Origin of the sequence: Nannocystis bainbridge, from assembly GCF_028368995.1 — a bacterium.
In the GTDB taxonomy this organism is placed as follows: Bacteria; Myxococcota_A; Polyangia; order Nannocystales; family Nannocystaceae; genus Nannocystis; species Nannocystis bainbridge.
In genome coordinates, this window is sequence record NZ_JAQNDL010000001.1 from 1,504,323 (window position 1) to 1,522,755 (window position 18,433).

Genomic DNA, 18,433 nt, shown 5'->3' on the forward strand with positions numbered 1-18,433 from the left:
GATGACGGCAGCACCACGACTCGTTCGATTTCCCCCGATAAGTCCGCCATTTCGCAACCCTGCGAATATCGAGAGAAATATGGCAGGAGTGGCGACGCGCCCCCGACAGGGCGTGAAACGACGTCGGGGGCCCGATGATGTCCTTTCTCTCTTCAGAGACGAGCCGAATAGGAGCGCAGTTTTTTTCGATGTCGGCAAGCTCCGGGTCACTGCAGGGCGGCCGCGAGGGCGGTACCGCCACCGCAATCGCGGCTGAGGAGACGAGGTTGCCGAATTCGATCACGAGGGCCGGTGGATCCAGGGTTCGACCCGCGGACACGGGCGTGGTGCATCCCGTGATCGGCGCGACGCTCGCCACGGCGAGCGCGCGGATGAATGCCAGGGCATCGGTCAGGAATTAACATGAGCATGCACGACGAGAGCCGGGACGTTCGAGGGTTCGAGCCGAGGACTGAACAGAATGTCGCTGCGCAGCAGGATGCAGGCAGCCCCGCCGACGCGGGGGACGTGCTCCGCTGGGCCGGCATGGCCGACCCGAACAGCCCGATCGGTCGCCTGCCTCAGTTCGCCTCGGACGAGCTGCGTCAGCTTGCGGCGTGGAACGACACGGCGGTGGCGTATCCACCGGCGCGGTGCATCCACCAGCTCTTTGAAGATCAGGCCGCGCGCACGCCCGACGCCGTGGCGCTGGTGTTCGGCGATCAGCGACTGTCGTACCACGAGCTCGACGAGCGCGCGAACCAGCTGGCCCATCACCTCTGCGGGCTGGGCGTCAGCCCGGAGGTACTGGTCGGACTGTGTGTCGAGCGCTCGCTCGAGATGGTCGTCGGCCTGCTGGCGATCCTCAAGGCAGGCGGGGCCTATGTGCCGCTCGACCCGGGCTATCCGCGCGAGCGGCTGGCCTTCATGCTGAAGGACGCGCGGCCCGCCGTGCTGCTCACGCAGGCGCACCTGCGAGACAGCCTCCCGCCGCACGACGTTGCGATCGTGCAGCTCGACGAGGGCGATTGGCAGCACCAGCCGCGTACGCCTCCTGCGGTCGACGTCGGCCCCGATCACGCGATCTACGTCATCTATACCTCGGGCTCGACCGGGCAGCCCAAGGGCGTGCTCAACACCCATCGTGGCCTCTACAACCGCCTGCGCTGGATGCAGCGGGCCTACGGTCTGAAGGCGAGCGACGCGATCTTGCAGAAGACGCCGCTGTCGTTCGACGTGTCCGGCTGGGAGCTGTGGTGGCCGCTCATCGAGGGCGCCCGCATGGTGATCGCCGCGCCCGAGGGGCACAAGGATCCGCGTTACCTCGCGGCGATCCTCGCGGCGGCCGACGTCACCGTGGTCCATTTCGTGCCGTCGATGCTCGCCGTGTTCCTGGCCGCGACCGAGCCCCGCGAGCGCGCTTCGCTGCGCCTCGTGTTCGCCAGCGGCGAGGCCTTGCCCGAGCACCTGCGCGCCGCCTGGTATGCGGGCAACCGCGGCGAGCTCCACAACCTCTACGGCCCCACCGAGGCCGCCATCGACGTCACGAGCCACGCCTGCCGGCCCGACGAGACGGGGCCGGTGCCGATCGGCAAGCCGATCGACAACACCCGCACCTACGTGCTCGACGCTGCATTTCGGCCGGTCCCCGTCGGCGTCGCTGGGGAGCTGTATCTCTCGGGCGTCCAGCTCGCGCGCGGCTACCTTCATCGCCCAGGACTCACGGCGGAGCGATTCGTGCCCGATCCGCTCGTGCCCGGCGCTCGGATGTACCGCACCGGCGACCTTGCCCGCTTTCGCGACGATGGCGCGCTCGAGTTCCTCGGCCGCATCGACCACCAGGTCAAGATCCGCGGCTTCCGCATCGAGCTCGGCGAGATCGAGGCCGCCATCGCCGCGCATCCCTCGGTGCGCGACTGCGTCGTCGTGGCGCGCGAGGATGCAACCGGTGACAAGCGGCTGGTGGCTTACGTGGTCGGCAAAGACGCCACCGCGAGCGAGCTGCGAGAGCGCCTCGGCGCGACGGTGCCGGAGTACATGGTGCCCTCGGCGTTCGTCTTCCTCGACGCGCTGCCGCTCAATCCCAGCGGCAAGGTCGATCGCAAGGCCCTGCCCGCCCCCGAAACGACGCGTAGCGCGACAGAGACCTACGTCGCGCCGCGCACCGACGTCGAGCGCGCCCTCGTGGCCATCTGGGAGGAGCTGCTCGAGGTCCGCCCCATCGGCGTGCGCGATGATTTCTTCCTGCTGGGTGGTCATTCGCTGCTCGCCTTTCGCGTCCTGTCCGCCATCCAGGCCCGATTCGGGAGCGCGCCGAGCCTGACCGCGCTGCTTCGCAACCCGACGATCGAGGCGCTGGCGGTGCTCTGGGACCCGCGGGCAGAGCGACCGGCGCCCCCGATCAGCCTATTGCCGCGAGCGGACGGCGAGGCGCCGTTCGCGGGCCTGTCGGGCACGGAGCGGCGGATCTGGTTCCTCGAGAAGCTGTCGCCGCAGGCGCGGTCGTACCAGATCCCGCACGTGTTCGAGGTTGCGTCCGCGCTGTGTGTCCGGGCCCTGCGGGACAGCGTGGACGCGTTGGTCTTGCGTCACGCGATCCTCCGTACGACCTATCCGGAGGTCGACGGCGCGCCGCGGCGAGAAGTGGCGGACGACGTGTCGATCCCGATCCGCGTCGAGGACGTCTCGGCGCTGCCCGCAGCGCAGCGCGATCCGGCGTTGCGGGCCATGCTCGCCGCGGAGGTGGAGTCCCGCTTCGACCTCGAGCGCGGGCCCCTGACCCGGGTCCTGGCCGTGACGACCGCCGCGGACCGGCACGTCGTCGTCGTGCATCAGCATCACATCATCACCGACGAGTGGTCCTGGGGGCTGCTGCTCGCGGAGCTGTCGTCCCTTTACGAAGCATCGCGCCGCGGGCAGACGACCGCGCTGGCTCCCCTCGCCTACCAGTATTCGGATTATGCGCGTGCAGAGCGAGCGGCGCTCGCGGGCGACGGGTTGGCGGCGTCGCGGGCCTACTGGAAGCAGGCCCTCGTCGAAGTCCCGCGGCTCGACCTCTCGATCGTCGCTCCCGCTGCGGGAGCGGTCTCGGGGCCCGAAGGTTTTGTCTCGCTCCGCCTGTCGCCAGAGGCGAGCCGCCAGCTCCAGGCGCTCGCCCACGAGAGCGCCGCGACCCCCTTCATGGCCTGGTATGCCGCGCTCGCGGCTGTGCTGTCGCGCTACAGCGGCCAGCAGGACTTCGGGCTCGGCGCGGTGGTGGCCAACCGCCAGATCGCCGGGACCGAGGGGATGCTGGGGTTCTTCACCAACACGGTGGTGCTGCGCACCGACCTCGCGGGCGATCCGACCTTCGCCGAGCTGCTCGCGCGGGCGCGACGGACCGCGCTCGATGCCTACGAGCACCAGGCGCTGCCTTTCGACGTCGTCGTGCAAGATCAGGGGCTGGCGCGACAGGCCGGAGAGAATCCGCTGTTCGACGTCACCTTCTTCGAGGTGACGCCGCCGACGACGGGCGCCGCGGCCGGCTGGTCGCCGCGCCTCGGCGCGGTGCCGGAGGGCGTGACTACCGCCAAGAATGCGCTGGCAGTGTCGGTGCAGCACACGGCCGAGGGGACTGTCGTCGAAGTCCTGTACGACACCACACGCGTCTCGAGAATCGCGGCCGAGCGGTTGTGTGGGCACCTGAGCACGCTGGTCACCGACGCCGCCGCGCATCCGGACCGACGGGTCTCCGAGCTCGAGCTGCTGACCGACGAAGAGATCGAGAAGCTCGCGGCTTGGAACGACTCGCCGCCGACCGATCCTGCCGCGCGGTGCATTCACGAATTGATCGCCGAGCAGGCGGTCAGAGCACCGCAGGCCGTGGCGCTCGAGCAGGACGGGCAGCCGCTGAGTTACGGCGAATTCGAGGCACAGGTCAACCGGCTGGCGCACCACCTGCGCGCGCTCGGCGTCGGGCCCGAGGTCCGCGTCGCTTTGTGCGTGCAGCGATCGTTCGACATGGTGATCGGCCTGGTCGCCATCCTGAAGGCCGGGGGCGCCTTTGTGCCACTCGATCCCTCGTATCCGCCGGACCGGCTCTCGCTGCTGCTGGCCGAGGCGGGGGCGCCGGTACTGCTGACGCACGCGGCCATCGAGGGTCGTCTCGCAACACCAAACGTGACGGTGGTGCGCCTCGATGTCGACGCGGCGCAGTGGGCCTCGTTACCCACCACCCCGCCCGCGAGCGGCGTGACCCTCGACCACGCCAACTACGTCGTCTTCACCTCGGGCTCCACCGGCAAGCCCAAGCCGGTGATCAACGAACATCGAGGCCTCGCCGCCCGCGTCGCCTTCCAGCGCCGGCACATAGCAGTCCACCCCGGCGATCGAATCCTCTTCAGCGCCGCCATCGCTTTTGACGGCGCGATCGTCGACTGGATGCTCTCGCTGTGCAACGGCGCCACCTGCGTGTTGCCCAGCAACGCCCTCGACGCCGTCGAGGGCATCGCCGAGTGCCTCGAGCACCGCGCCATCACCTTCTCCTTCATCCCGCCTGCGATGCTGCGTGTGCTCCGCTGCCGCGCGCCGGCGCTGCGCCACATCACCCTCGCGGGTGACAAGACATCGCCCGCGCTGGTGGCTCAGTGGGCCGAGGGCCGCCAGGTCCTCAACTCCTACGGCCCCACCGAATTCAGCATCTTCGCTGCGCAGGCCTGGTTTGATCCGTCGCGGCCGGAGCGGTTCTCGATCGGCCGGCCCGTGCATGGCGTTCGAATCCACCTGCTCGATGGCAAGATGCGACAGGTCCCGATCGGCATGCCGGGTGAGATCCACCTCGCCGGCGTCGGCCTGGCCCGCGGTTATTTGAATCGCCCCGCCATGACCGCCGAGCGGTTCTTGCCGGATCCCTTCGCGAGCCAGCCCGGCGCCCGCATGTATTGCACCGGCGACCTCGCCCGCTGGAACGAGGACGGGGAGCTCGAGTTCCTCGGCCGCGTCGATCATCAGGTCAAGATCCGCGGCTTCCGCGTCGAGCTCGGCGAGGTCGAGGCGGCGCTCGCGTCTCACCCCGCGGTCGCATCGTCCGTCGTCGTCGCGCGCGAGGACTCGCCGGGCAGCACCCGCCTCGTCGCCTATGTCGTGGCGAAGCACGAGGCGCTCACGGCGGCCTCGCTGCGCGAGCACCTGCGAGGCGACCTGCCCGACTACATGCTCCCGTCGGCGTTCGTCTTCCTCGACGCCCTGCCGCTGTCCAACAACGGCAAGATCGATCGCAAGGCCCTGCCCGCTCCCGAGGCGATGCGCGGCGCCGACGAGGCCTTCGTCGCTCCGCGCACCGCAGCGGAGCGAGCGCTCGCCGAGGTCTGGTCGGAGGTGCTGCGCATCGCGGCGGTGGGGCTCCACGACAACTTCTTCGCCCTGGGCGGAGACTCGATCCTGGCGATCCAGGTGGTCGGCCGGGCCAAGCGAGCCGGCTTGCACGTGACAGTGCGCGACATGTTCATGCACCAGACGGTCGCGGAGTTGGTGCAGGTGGCGCGCAGCTCGAGCGCGGCCGTGGCCGAGCAGGCGGTGACCGGCACGGCCGCGCTGACGCCGAGCCAGCAGTGGTTTTTCAGCAAGAACCCCGAGGAGGCCCACCACTTCAATCAGGCCTGGATGTGGACACCGTCGCCCGCGCTGTCGCCCGCGCTCGTGGCCGAGGCGCTGCAGGTCGTCTTGCGGCAGCACGACGCGCTGCGCTTGCGGTATGATCATAGTGAATCCGGGTGGGTCCAGATCCACGCGGAGGACGCGGCGCTGCCGCTCGCGCGCATCGACCTCTCGGCGCTGCCACCCGACGTGCGCAGGGCGGCCGTGGAGGCGTCGGCGGACGACCTGCAAGGCAGCCTGTCGCTGTCCGCGGGTCCGGTGGCCCGCGCGGCGTGGCTGGACCTGGGCGAGCAGGGCACGCGGCTGCTGCTCGTGGTGCACCACCTCGTGGTGGACGGGGTGTCTTGGCGGATCTTGCACGAGGACCTGGAGCGCGTGTGCGAGGCCCTGCTGGCCGGACGGACCCCGGCGCTCGCTGCCAAGACGACCTCGTTCCGGCAGTGGTCGGAGCGGCTTCACACATTCGTCGCCGCCGGCGGCCTGTCGCAGGAGCTGGACTTCTGGCGAGCCCAGTGCGCGCGCGGCATCACGCCGCTGCCGCGAGATCGCGAGGCGGCGCCGGGCACCGTCGGTGACAGTCGCACGGTCGACGTGGAGCTGTCCGAGGCAGAGACCCGGGCGCTGCTTCACGACGTGAGCGCGGCCTACCGCACCGAGATCAATGATGTCCTGCTCTCGGCGCTCGCGGCGGCGCTGAGCAAGTTCTGCGACACGGACACGGTGTGCGTCACCCTCGAGGGGCACGGCCGCGAGGCGCTGATCGAGGACGTGGAAGTGTCCCGCACCGTCGGCTGGTTCACTTCGATGTTCCCGGTGTGGCTGACGGTCCCGGCGACCGACGACCCCGGGACATTGCTGAAGGGGATCAAGGAGCAGCTCCGCTCGGTGCCGAACCGGGGCGTCGGCTACGGCTGGCTGCGGTACGCACATTCGGACGAGGCGGTGCGCGCCGCACTCTCGGTCGATCCGCCGGTGGTGTTCAACTACCTCGGGCAGTTCGACATGGGGACGCAAGGCCGGTCGATGTTCGCACCGGCGGCGGAGCCGACGGGGAGGACCACGAGCTCGCGAATGGCGCTGTGGCACGCGCTGGCGGTGAACGGCGGCGTGTGGCAGGGCCGGCTGCGGTTCGAATGGACGTACAGCGCGGCGATTCACGACGAAGCGACGGTGGCGCGGCTCGCCGCGCGGTTCGTCGCCTCGCTGCGGCGAATCATCGATCATTGCGCGGCGGGCGAAGCGTTCGGATACACGCCCTCGGACTTCCCGCTGGCGCGGATCGAGCAACCAGCCCTGGACGGACTGTTCGGGGCGATGCGCGACGTCGAGAGCGTCTACCCGCTTTCGCCGCTGCAGGCTGGGCTGCTTTTCCACGCCCTGAACGAGCCGGAGTCGCCGACCTACACCGTCCAGCTCGCGCTGCAATTGGGCGGCGACGTCGACGCGACGGCGCTCGAGAGCGCGTGGAAGACCGTGCTCGCGCGCCACGCGGTGTATCGCACGGCCTTCTTGTGGCAGGGGGTCCCGGAGCCGCTGCAGGTGGTGCGGAGGAGCGTCGAATTCGCGATGCCGACGCACGACTGGTCCTCGCTGGAAGTCGCCGAGGCGGAGGCGCGGTGGGAGGCGCTGCGGCGCGAGGAGCGGGCGGCCGGCTTCGATCTGGGGCGGGCCCCGCTGGCGCGAGTCGTGCTCGTGCGTTTGCCTGGCGGCCGGACGTGGATGCTCAAGACGACGCATCACATCCTGGCCGACGGCTGGTCGATGCCGGTCGTGCTCGGCGAGCTGCAGGCCGCCTATGCCGCGAACCGGGGCGGGCGCCGGCTCGCGCTGCCGGAGCCGGTGGCCTACGAGCGGTACATCGCCTGGCTCGCGACGCGCGACCAGGCGGCGTCGTCGGCGTTCTTCGCAGCGTACCTGGCCGGCGTCGAGGAGCCGACCCGGCTGCCGTTCCCGCCGCCCGCACAGGCGCCCGCAGAGGCGACGCGAGAGCACGAGCAGCGGGATGCCTCGCTGACCGCGGCCGAGACCGAGGCGCTCACGGCCTTTGCGCGGCGGCACGGGCTGACCCTGAACACGGTGGTGCAAGGGGCGCTCGCGCAGCTCCTCGGCCGCACCACGGGGCGCACGGATGTCGTCTTCGGCGTGACGACCTCCGGTCGCAGCGCGCCGCTCCGCGGCATCGAGCGGATGGTGGGCCTGTTCATCAACACGTTGCCGCTGCGGGCCCGCTGGTCCGGCTCGGAGATCGTGCTCGAATGGCTGCAGCGACTGCAAGCCGAGCAGGTCGAGCTGCGCGTGCACGAGGCGACCCCGCTTTACGAGGTGCAGCGCGCGAGCGCGGTGGGTGGCGGTCGCGCGCTGTTCGACACGCTGCTGGTGTTCGAGAACTACCCGGTGGACGAGGCGGCGCAGCAGGCCGAGGCCCTGCCGATCGTGGACTTCCAGGCCTTCGAGCAGACGAGCTATCCGCTGGCCATCACGGTGGCGGTGGGGACGACCCTCGACCTGCGCTGGATGTGGGAACCCGCGGCGCTGCGCGGCGAGGACATCGAGCAGCTGTGGGGGCACCTGCGAACGGTCCTCCTCGACATGGTCGCGCACCCGGGCAGGCGCTTGTCCGAGCTCGGCCTGCTGACAGAGGCGGAGCACGCGACGCTGGCGGCGTGGAACGACACGGTGGTGGCGTATCCGCCGGCGCGGTGCATCCACGCGCTGTTTGAAGAACAGGCCGCGCGCACGCCCGACGCCGTGGCGCTGGTGTTCGGCGATCAGCGACTGTCGTACCGCGAGCTCGACGAGCGCGCGAACCAGCTGGCCCATCACCTCTGCGGGCTGGGCGTCAGCCCGGAGGTACTGGTCGGACTGTGTGTCGAGCGCTCGCTCGAGATGGTCGTCGGCCTGCTGGCGATCCTCAAGGCGGGCGGGGCCTATGTGCCACTCGACCCGGGCTATCCGCGCGAGCGGCTGGCCTTCATGCTGAAGGACGCGCGGCCCGCCGTGCTGCTCACGCAGGCGCGCCTGCGAGACAGCCTCCCGCCGCACGACGTTGCGACCGTGCAGCTCGACGAGGGCGATTGGCAGCGTCAACCGCGTACGTCCCCGGCGGTCGACGTCGGCCCCGATCACGCGATCTACGTCATCTACACCTCGGGCTCGACCGGGCAGCCCAAGGGCGTGCTCAACACGCATCGCGGCCTCTACAACCGCCTGCGCTGGATGCAGCGGGCCTACGCTCTGAAGGCGAGCGACGCGATCTTGCAGAAGACGCCGCTGTCGTTCGATGTGTCCGGCTGGGAGCTGTGGTGGCCGCTCATCGAGGGCGCCCGCATGGTGATCGCCGCGCCCGAGGGGCACAAGGATCCGCGCTACCTCGCGGCCGTCCTCGCGGCGGCCGACGTCACCGTGGTCCACTTCGTGCCGTCGATGCTCGCCGTGTTCCTGGCGGCGACCGAGCCCCGCGAGCGCGCTTCGCTGCGCCTCGTGTTCGCCAGCGGCGAGGCGTTGCCCGAGCACCTGCGCGCCGCCTGGTATGCGGGCAACCGCGGTGAGCTCCACAACCTCTACGGCCCCACCGAGGCCGCCATCGACGTCACGCGCCACGCCTGCCGGCCCGACGAGACGGGGCCGGTGCCGATCGGCAAGCCGATCGACAACACCCGCACCTACGTGCTCGACGCTGCATTTCGGCCGGTCCCCGTCGGCGTCGCTGGGGAGCTGTATCTCTCGGGCGTCCAGCTCGCGCGCGGCTACCTTCATCGCCCAGGACTCACGGCGGAGCGATTCGTGCCCGATCCGCTCGTGCGCGGCGCTCGGATGTACCGCACCGGCGACCTTGCCCGCTTTCGCGACGACGGCGCGCTCGAGTTCCTCGGCCGCATCGACCACCAGGTCAAGATCCGCGGCTTCCGCATCGAGCTCGGCGAGATCGAGGCCGCCATCGCCGCGCATCCCTCGGTGCGCGACTGCGTGGTCGTGGCGCGCGAGGATGCCACCGGCGACAAGCGGCTGGTGGCTTACGTGGTCGGCGACCAAGCCATCGTGAGCGAGCTGCGAGAGCGCCTCGGCGCGACGGTGCCGGAGTACATGGTGCCCTCGGCGTTCGTCTTCCTCGACGCGCTGCCGCTCAATCCCAGCGGCAAGGTCGATCGCAAGGCCCTGCCCGCCCCCGACGCGAGCCGCGGTCCGGCCGAGACGTTCACGGCGCCGCGCACCGACGTCGAGCGCGCCCTCGTGGCCATCTGGGAGGAGCTGCTCGAGGTCCGCCCCATCGGCGTCCGCGATGATTTCTTCGCGCTCGGCGGCCACTCGCTGCTGGCGGTGCGCGTCGTCTCGGCGGTGAAGGCTCGGCTCGGGTTCGGGCTGACGCTCGCCACCTTGCTGCGACGACCGACGATCGCGGCCCTGGCGGCGTCACTCGCCGGGATCGAGACACAACCGGGACCCGCGCTCTCGCCCGCCCCGCGCGGCGCGGCCGAGCCCGCGTACGACGGCCTCTCGGGGACCGAGCGGCGGATCTGGTTCGTCGACAAGCTCGCGCCCGAGGCCCGGTCGTACCAGGTCCCGCACGTGTTCGTCGTCCGCGGCGCGCTCTCGCTGCCGGCGCTGCGCCAAAGCGTGGAGCGGCTGGCGGAGCGGCAGGAGATCTTGCGCACCACCTACCCCGAGGTCGACGGCGCGCTGATGCGAAGGGTGGCGGACAGTGTGGCGATCCCGCTGCGCGTGGAGGACGTCTCGGCGCTGTCCGATTCGGCGCGAGAGGTGGCCCTGCGCGCCCACCTCGAGGCCGAGATCGCCGTCCCCTTCGATCTCGCGACCGGCCCGCTGACGCGCGCCCTGGTCGTGAGCCTGGCGGCCGAGCACCACGTCGTGCTCGTCCTTCAGCACCACATCATCACCGACGAGTGGTCCAGCGGCGTGCTGCTGTCCGAGCTCTCACGCCTTTACGAGGCGTGCTGCCGCGGCGAGGCGGCGGAGCTGCCGGCGCTCGCCTACCAGTTCGCCGACTACGCCCGCGCCGAGCAAGCGGCGCTCACGACCGGTGGCTTCGCGGCGTCTCGGGCGTACTGGAAGCACCAGCTCGCGGGCGTGCCGCGGCTCGAGCTGCCCATCGTTCGCACCGGCCCGGAGCGCGGCCCCGAGGCGAGCGTCACGCTCGGCGTCCCGCCGGCGGCGAGCCGCGCCTTGCAAGCGCTCGCGCGCGACCACGGATGCACGCCCTTCATGGCCTGGTACGCGGCGCTCACGGCGGTGCTGTCGCGCTACAGCGGCCAGACGGACTTCGGGCTCGGCGCGGTGATCGCCAACCGCGAGGTCGCGGGCACGGCCGATTTACTCGGGTTCTTCACCAACACGGTGGCGCTGCGCACCGACCTCGCGGGCGACCCGAGCTTCGCCGAGCTGCTCGCGCGGGCGCGACGCACTGCCCTCGATGCCTACGAGCACCAGGCGCTGCCGTTCGACGTCGTCGTGCAAGAGCAGGGGCTGGCGCGACAGGCCGGAGAGAATCCGCTGTTCGACGTGACCTTCTTCGAGGTGACGCCAGCGAAGGGCGACGCCGCGGCCGGCTGGTCGCCGATTTCCGGTCCGGTGCCGCGAGGTGTGACGACGGCCAAGAATGCGCTGGCCGTGTCCGTGCAGCACACGGCCGAGGGGACTGTCGTCGAGGTGCTGTACGACACCACACGCGTCTCACGAGTCGCGGCCGAGCGGTTGTGCGGGCACCTGAGCACGCTGGTGACCGACGCCGCTGCGCATCCGAATCGACGGGTCTCCGAGCTCGATCTGCTGACGGATGAGGAGACCGAGAAGCTCGCCGCGTGGAACGACACGCCACGCACCGATCCTGCCGCACGATGCATTCACGAGTTGATCGCCGAGCAGGCGGTCAGAGCACCGCAGGCCGTCGCGCTCGAGCAGGACGGGCAGCCGCTGAGTTATGGCGAATTCGAGGCACAGGTCAACCGGCTGGCGCACCACCTGCGCGCGCTCGGTGTCGGGCCCGAGGTCCGTGTGGTCCTCTGCGTCGAGCGATCGTTCGACATGGTGATCGGTCTGGTCGCCATCCTGAAGGCCGGGGGCGCCTTCGTGCCGCTCGACCCCTCGTATCCATCGGACCGGCTCTCGCTGCTGCTGGCCGAGGCCGGCGCGCCGGTACTGCTGACGCACGCGGCCATCGAGGATCGTCTCGCAACACCAAACGTGAAGGTGGTGCGCCTCGATGTCGACGCGGCGCAGTGGGCCTCGCAACCGAGCACGCCGCCCGCGAGCGGCGTGACCCTCGACCACGCCAACTACGTCGTCTTCACCTCGGGCTCCACTGGCAAGCCCAAGCCGGTAGTCAACGAGCATCGAGGCCTCGCCGCCCGCGTCGCCTTCCAGCGCCGGCACATCGTCGTCCATCCCGGCGATCGCATCCTCTTCAGCGCCGCGATCGCCTTTGACGGCGCGATCGTCGACTGGATGCTCTCCCTCTGCAACGGCGCCACCTGCGTATTGCCCAGCAACGCCCTCGATGCCGTCGAGGGCATCGCCGAGTGCCTCGAGCACCGCGCCATCACCTTCTCCTTCATCCCGCCTGCGATGTTGCGTGTGCTCCGCTGCCGCGCGCCGGCGCTGCGTCACATCACCCTCGCGGGTGACAAGACATCACCCTCACTGGTGGCTCAGTGGGCCGAGGGCCGACAGGTCCTCAACTCCTACGGCCCCACCGAGTTCAGCATCTTTGCGGCCCAGGCCTGGTTCGATCCGTCGCGCCCGGAGCGGTTCTCGATCGGCCGGCCCGTGCACGGCGTTCGAATCCACCTGCTCGATGGCAAGATGCGACAGGTCCCGCTCGGCATGCCCGGCGAGATCCACCTCGCCGGCGTCGGTCTGGCCCGCGGCTATTTGAATCGCCCTGCCATGACCGCCGAGCGGTTCGTGCCGGATCCCTTCTCGAACCAGCCCGGCGCCCGCATGTATTGCACCGGCGACCTCGCGCGCTGGAACGAGGACGGCGAGCTCGAGTTCCTCGGCCGCGTCGATCATCAGGTCAAGATCCGCGGCTTCCGCGTCGAGCTCGGCGAGGTCGAGGCGGCGCTCGCGTCTCATCCCGCGGTCGGATCGGCCGTCGTCGTCGCGCGCGAGGACTCGCCAGGGAGCATGCGCCTCGTCGCTTATGTCGTGGCGAAGCAAGACGACCTTACGCCAGCTTCGCTGCGTGAGCACCTGCGGAGCGACCTGCCCGACTACATGCTCCCGTCGGCGTTCGTCTTCCTCGACGCCCTGCCGCTGAGCACCAACGGCAAGGTCGACCGCAAGGCCCTGCCCTCTCCCGAGGCGATGCGTGGCGCCGACGAAGCCTTTGTCGCCCCGCGCAACGACGTCGAGCGCGCCCTCGTGGCCATCTGGGAACAGCTGCTCGAGGTGCGCCCCATCGGCATCGACGACGACTTCTTCGCGCTCGGCGGCCACTCGCTGCTGGCGGTGCGCGTCGCGTCGGCAGTCAAGACGAGGCTCGGGCTCGGGCTGACGCTCGCCACCTTGCTGCGACGGCCGACGATCGCGGCCCTGGCGGCGTCGCTCGTCGAGATGGAGACGCGGCCCGGACCCGCGCTCTCACCTTCCCCGCGCGGCGCGGCCGCTCCCGCATACAGCGGCCTCTCGGGGACCGAGCGGCGGATCTGGTTCGTCGACAAGCTCGCGCCCAAGGCCCGGTCGTACCAGGTCCCGCACGTGTTCGTCGTCCGTGGCGCGCTCTCGCTGCCGGCGCTGCGTCACAGCGTGGAGCGGCTGGCAGAGCAGCAGGAGATCCTTCGCACCACCTATCCCGAGATCGACGGCGTGCTGATGCGAAGGGTGGCGGACAGCGCCTCGATCCCGCTGCGCATCGAGGACGTCTCGACGCTGCCCGAGGCAATCCGAGAAGCCGCCTTGCGCGCCCACCTCGAGTCCGAGATCGGGACCCGCTTCGATCTCGCTACCGGCCCGCTGACGCGCGCACTGGTCGTGAGCCTGGGAGCCGAGCACCACGTCGTGCTCGTCATTCAGCACCACATCATCACCGACGAGTGGTCCAGCGGCGTGCTGCTGTCCGAGCTCTCACGCCTTTACGAGGCGTGCTGCCGCGGCGAAGCGGCGGAGTCGCCGGCGCTCGCCTACCAGTTCGCCGACTATGCCCGCGCCGAGCAGGAGGCGCTCACGACCGGCGGCTTCGCGGCGTCGCGGACCTACTGGAAAAACCAACTGGCGAACGTGCCGCGGCTGGAGCTGCCCATCGTTCGCGCCGCTCCGGCGCGCGGTCCCGGCCTCGAAGCGAGCGCCGCGCTGCGGATCCCGCTGGCGGTGAGCCGCGGGCTGCAGGCGCTCGCGCGGGCCCACGGCTGCACGCTTTTCATGGCCTGGTATGCCGCCTTCGCGGCGGTGCTGTCGCGGTACAGCGGCCAGCAGGACTTCGGGCTCGGCGCCGTGATCGCAAACCGCGAGGTGCCGGGCGCGGCCGAATTGCTGGGGTTCTTCACCAACACGGTGGTGCTGCGCACCGACCTCGCGGGCGATCCCTCGTTCGCCGAGCTGCTCGCGCGGGCGCGGCGGACCGCGCTCGAGTCCTACGAGCACCAGGCGCTGCCGTTCGACGTCGTCGTGCAAGATCAGGGGCTGGCGCGCCAGGCCGGCGAGAGCCCGCTGTTCGACGTGACCTTCTTCGAGGTGACGCCGCCGACGACGAGCGCCGGGGCCGGTTGGTCGCCGCTCGTCGAAGCGATGCCGACCGGCCTGGTGACCGCGAAGCAAGCGCTGGCGCTCGGGGTGCTTCACGACGCGGAGGGGACCGAGGTCTCCCTGGCCTACGACACGACCCGCGTCGACGCCGGCGCGGTCGAGCGGCTCGCCAGGCACCTGCAGGCGCTGGTGCAGGACGGGGTGCTTCACCCGGACAAGCGCCTGTCGCAGCTGGACCTGCTGACGGCGGCGGAGCACACGGAGCTCGCGGCGTGGAACGACACGACGGCGGCCTATCCCGCCGAGAGCTGCGTGCACGAGCTGTTCGCGGCGCAAGCCAGGCGCACGCCGGCCGCCGTGGCGCTGGTGTTCGGCGCGCAGCAGCTGACCTACCAGGAGCTCGACGAGCGCTCGAACCAGCTGGCTCATCACCTGCGCGGCCTGGGCGTCGGTCCGGAGGTGCTGGTGGCGCTGTGCGTCGAGCGGTCGCTCGAGATGGTCGTGGGGCTGCTCGGGATCCTCAAGGCGGGCGGGGCCTATGTGCCGCTCGACCCGAGCTATCCGCGCGAGCGGCTGGCCTTCATGCTGACGGACGCAAGGCCCGCCGTGCTGCTCACGCAGGCGCGCCTGCGTGACAGCCTCCCGCCGCACGAGGTCGTGACCGTGCACCTCGACGCGGGCGCGCCCGCGTGGAAACAGCCGCGCACGCCCCACGCGGTCGCCGTGGGGCCGGACCACCCGAGCTACGTGCTCTACACGTCGGGTTCGACGGGGCGGCCCAAGGGCGTCCAGATCCTTCACGCGGCGCTGACGAACCTGCTGCACGCGTTCGCCGAGCAGACGGCGATCGGGCCCCAGGACGCGCTGCTGGCCGTGACCTCGATGTCGTTCGACATCGCCGGGCTCGAGCTCTTCATGCCCCTGATCCGGGGGGCCGCGATCCACCTGGTGTCCCGCGACGACGCGAGCGACGGCGAAGCGCTGGTGAGCGCCCTCGATCGCGCGACGATGATGCAGGCGACGCCGGCCACGTGGCGCATGGTGCTGGACGCCGGCTGGAAAGGTGAGCGGCCGCTGCAGGTGCTGTGCGGCGGCGAGGCGATGACGCCAGATCTGGCGCTCGAGCTGACGCGCAGGGCATCCCGGGTGTGGAACGCGTATGGCCCGACCGAGACGACGATCTGGTCCGCGCTGTCGCGCGTCGACGCGGGCCCCAGCCCCGTGCGGCTCGGGCGAGGGATCGCCAATACGCAGCTCCACGTGGTCGACAAAGATCTGAGACAGACGCCGGTGGGCGTCCCGGGCGAGCTTTACATCGGCGGGACCGGGCTCGCGCGCGGGTACCTGGGGCGGCCTGAATTGACCGCGGAGCGCTTCGTGCCGGACCCGTTCTCCGCGGTGCCCGGGGCGCGGATGTATCGCACGGGCGACCTCGTGCGCTGGGACGCGAACGGACAGCTCGAGTTCCTCGGGCGCATCGATCACCAGGTCAAGATCCGCGGCTTCCGCATCGAGCTCGGGGAGATCGAAGCAGTACTGTCGTCGCACCCGTCGGTGCGAGCGTGCGCCGTGGGCGTGTGGGAGCCCGCGCCCGGTGACAGGCGCCTGGTCGCGCACGTGGTGCCCGGCGAGGGCGCATGCACCGACGACACATTGCGCGAGCACCTCGGCGCCGCGCTGCCGACATACATGGTCCCCTCGCTGTTCGTGCGGCTCACGGCGCTGCCGCTGAGCCCCAGCGGCAAGGTCGATCGCAAGGCGCTGCCGCCGCCCGACGCGACGCGCGACGCGGTCGAGACTTCCTGCGTGGCGCCGCGGAGCGAGGCCGAGCGCGTGCTCGCCGAGCTGTGGTCGGCGGTGCTGCAGGTGTCGCCGCTGGGGATCCACGACAACTTCTTCTCGCTCGGCGGGGACTCGATCCTGGCGCTGCAGGTGATCGGTCGCGCCAAGCGAGCCGGCCTCCATCTCACGGCGCGCGACATGTTCACGCATCAGACGGTGGCCGAGCTCGCGCTGGTGGTGCGGCGAGAGAGCGCCGTGCTGGCCGAGCAGGACGCCGTGCACGGGACGGTGCCGCTGACGCCGATCCAGCGCTGGTTCCTGGACGCGGATCCCGTCGATGCTCATCACTACTGTCCCGCGATGCGCTGGACGCCGCCTGCCGGGCTCTCGCCCGAGGTCGCCGCAGAGGCGCTGCGCATCGTCGCGGCCCAGCACGACGCGGTGCGATTGCGATATCGTCGCAGCGAGTCCGGGTGGGTTCAGGAGCACGAGGCGGGGGCGACCCTCGCGCTCGAGCGGGTCGATCTTTCGGCGGTGGACGGCGAGGCCCGCGACGCCGCCGCGCTCGAGGCGGTGGCGAGGCTGCAGCGCGCCATGAACCTCTCCAGCGGCCCGATCTGCCGCGCTGCGTGGCTGGACCTGGGCGAGGCGGGCGCGCAGCTGGTGCTCGTCCTGCACCACCTCGTCACCGACGGCGTGTCGTGGCGCATCGTGTGCGAGGACCTGCAGCGCGCATGCGAGGCGCTGAGCGCCGGACGGACGCCGGAGCTCGGACCCAAGACGACGTCGCTGCGCCAGTGGTCCGAGCGACTGCACGCGTTCGTCGCCGGCGGCGGCCTGGCGGAGGAGCTCGGGTACTGGCAGGCGCAGTGCGCTCGCCGCATGACCGCGATCGTGCGCGACCGCGACGTCGCGCCGGGCAGCTTCGGCGACAGCCGCACCGTGGAGGTGGAGCTCTCGCCGGCGGATACCAGCGCCCTGCTGCGCGCGGTGGGCTCGGCGCACGGGACGGAGATCGACGCCGTCCTGCTGTCGGCCCTTGCATCGGCGCTGAGCACCGCCTCCGCGACAGACACGGTCTGCGTGGCGCTGCAGCACCACGGCCGCGAGCCTGTCGTGGCCGACGTGGAAGTGTCCCGCACCGTGGGATGGTTCTCGACGCTGTTCCCGCTGTGGCTGAGCGTGCAGCCGGACAACGACCCCGCCGTATTGCTGCGCGACGTGCAAGCGCAACTGCGGTCCGTGCCCGGCCGCGGCCTCGGCTACGGCTGGCTGCGCTATGCGCATCCGGACGCGAGCGTGCGCGCGTCGCTCTCGGTGCCCATGCCGGTGGTGTTCAACTACCTCGGGCAGTACGAGGCCGGCTCGCCGTGGTCCTTCGCCGGCACGGCGCCCTCGAGCATCAGCCCCAACATGGCGCTGTTTCACGAGCTCGTGGTGAGCTGCATCGTGGTGGACGGGCGGCTGCGGCTCGGCTGGAGCTTCAGCAGCGCCGTCCACGACACCGCGACGATCGAGCGGATCGCAGCCGCGTTCCTGTCGTCGCTACGGCGAATCATCGAATGCGCGCGCGGGCGGAGGGAGGACACGTCTTGCAACTGACAGATCCATCACAAGCTCGGCTGCTGTGCGCCGAGCAGCTCGACGAGCAGAGCGCCGGTCTGCCGGCAGCGACGCGCGCGCAGCTGCTGGAGGTGCGGACGTGGCTCAAGACGTTCATCTCCAGACCGAACCCGATCATCGGTCGCAAGGGGTCCGTGTGTCCCTTCGTCGAGCCCGGCCTGAACCGCTTCCGATCGATCCGCTTTCACGTGTACGACGGAGAGCTCCACCCCGCAGCCGTGGAGTCGGTGATGCGCGCGCTGGTGGCACGCTTTCCCACCGAGCTCCCGATCGCCGGCGTGGGTCGAGAGTTCCGCGCCATCCTTACCCTGTTCCCCGGGCTGCCGAACGACGCGGGGCCGCGGTTCATCGACCCCGTGCAACAGGCGCTCAAGCCCGAGATCACCGCGCAGGGTCTGATGATCGGCCAGTTCTATCCCGGCTGCCACGAGCCCGGTTTGCACAACCCGGACTACCGCCCGCTCGAAGCACCGCACCCGATGCTGGTGATTCGCCCGATGCAGCTCACCGATCTGATGTTCCTGTTCTCCCGCCCGGAGTACCTGTCGGCCTACGTGCGGAGGTTCGGCGTCACCGCCCGCGACGAGCTCACGGCGCGCATCGCCGCCGCCGGCGTCCCGCAGCTGCCGGTGAACTGGGAGGCGGTGCTCGACGCAGCGTTCCCACCGAGCCAGGCGGAGCTGCGATGAGCACCGCGCGCCCGGCCTCGATCATCCCG

2 protein-coding genes are annotated in these 18,433 nt (G+C 70.7%); both read left to right on the top strand.

All coding sequences use genetic code 11. The annotated features are described in order from the left end of the window. Positions 1–507 precede the first annotated feature (507 nt). A complete protein-coding gene (locus POL25_RS05935; RefSeq protein ID WP_272084875.1) occupies positions 508–17,694 on the top strand; it encodes a non-ribosomal peptide synthetase in 17,187 nt (5,728 codons plus the stop codon). Continuing rightward, positions 17,685–18,404: a DUF6875 domain-containing protein gene (locus POL25_RS05940; protein ID WP_272084878.1), complete on the top strand. Its 720-nt coding sequence runs from the start codon at positions 17,685–17,687 to the stop codon at positions 18,402–18,404. The genes POL25_RS05935 and POL25_RS05940 overlap by 10 nt, the downstream gene beginning before the upstream one ends. The last annotated feature ends 29 nt before the right edge of the window (positions 18,405–18,433 follow it).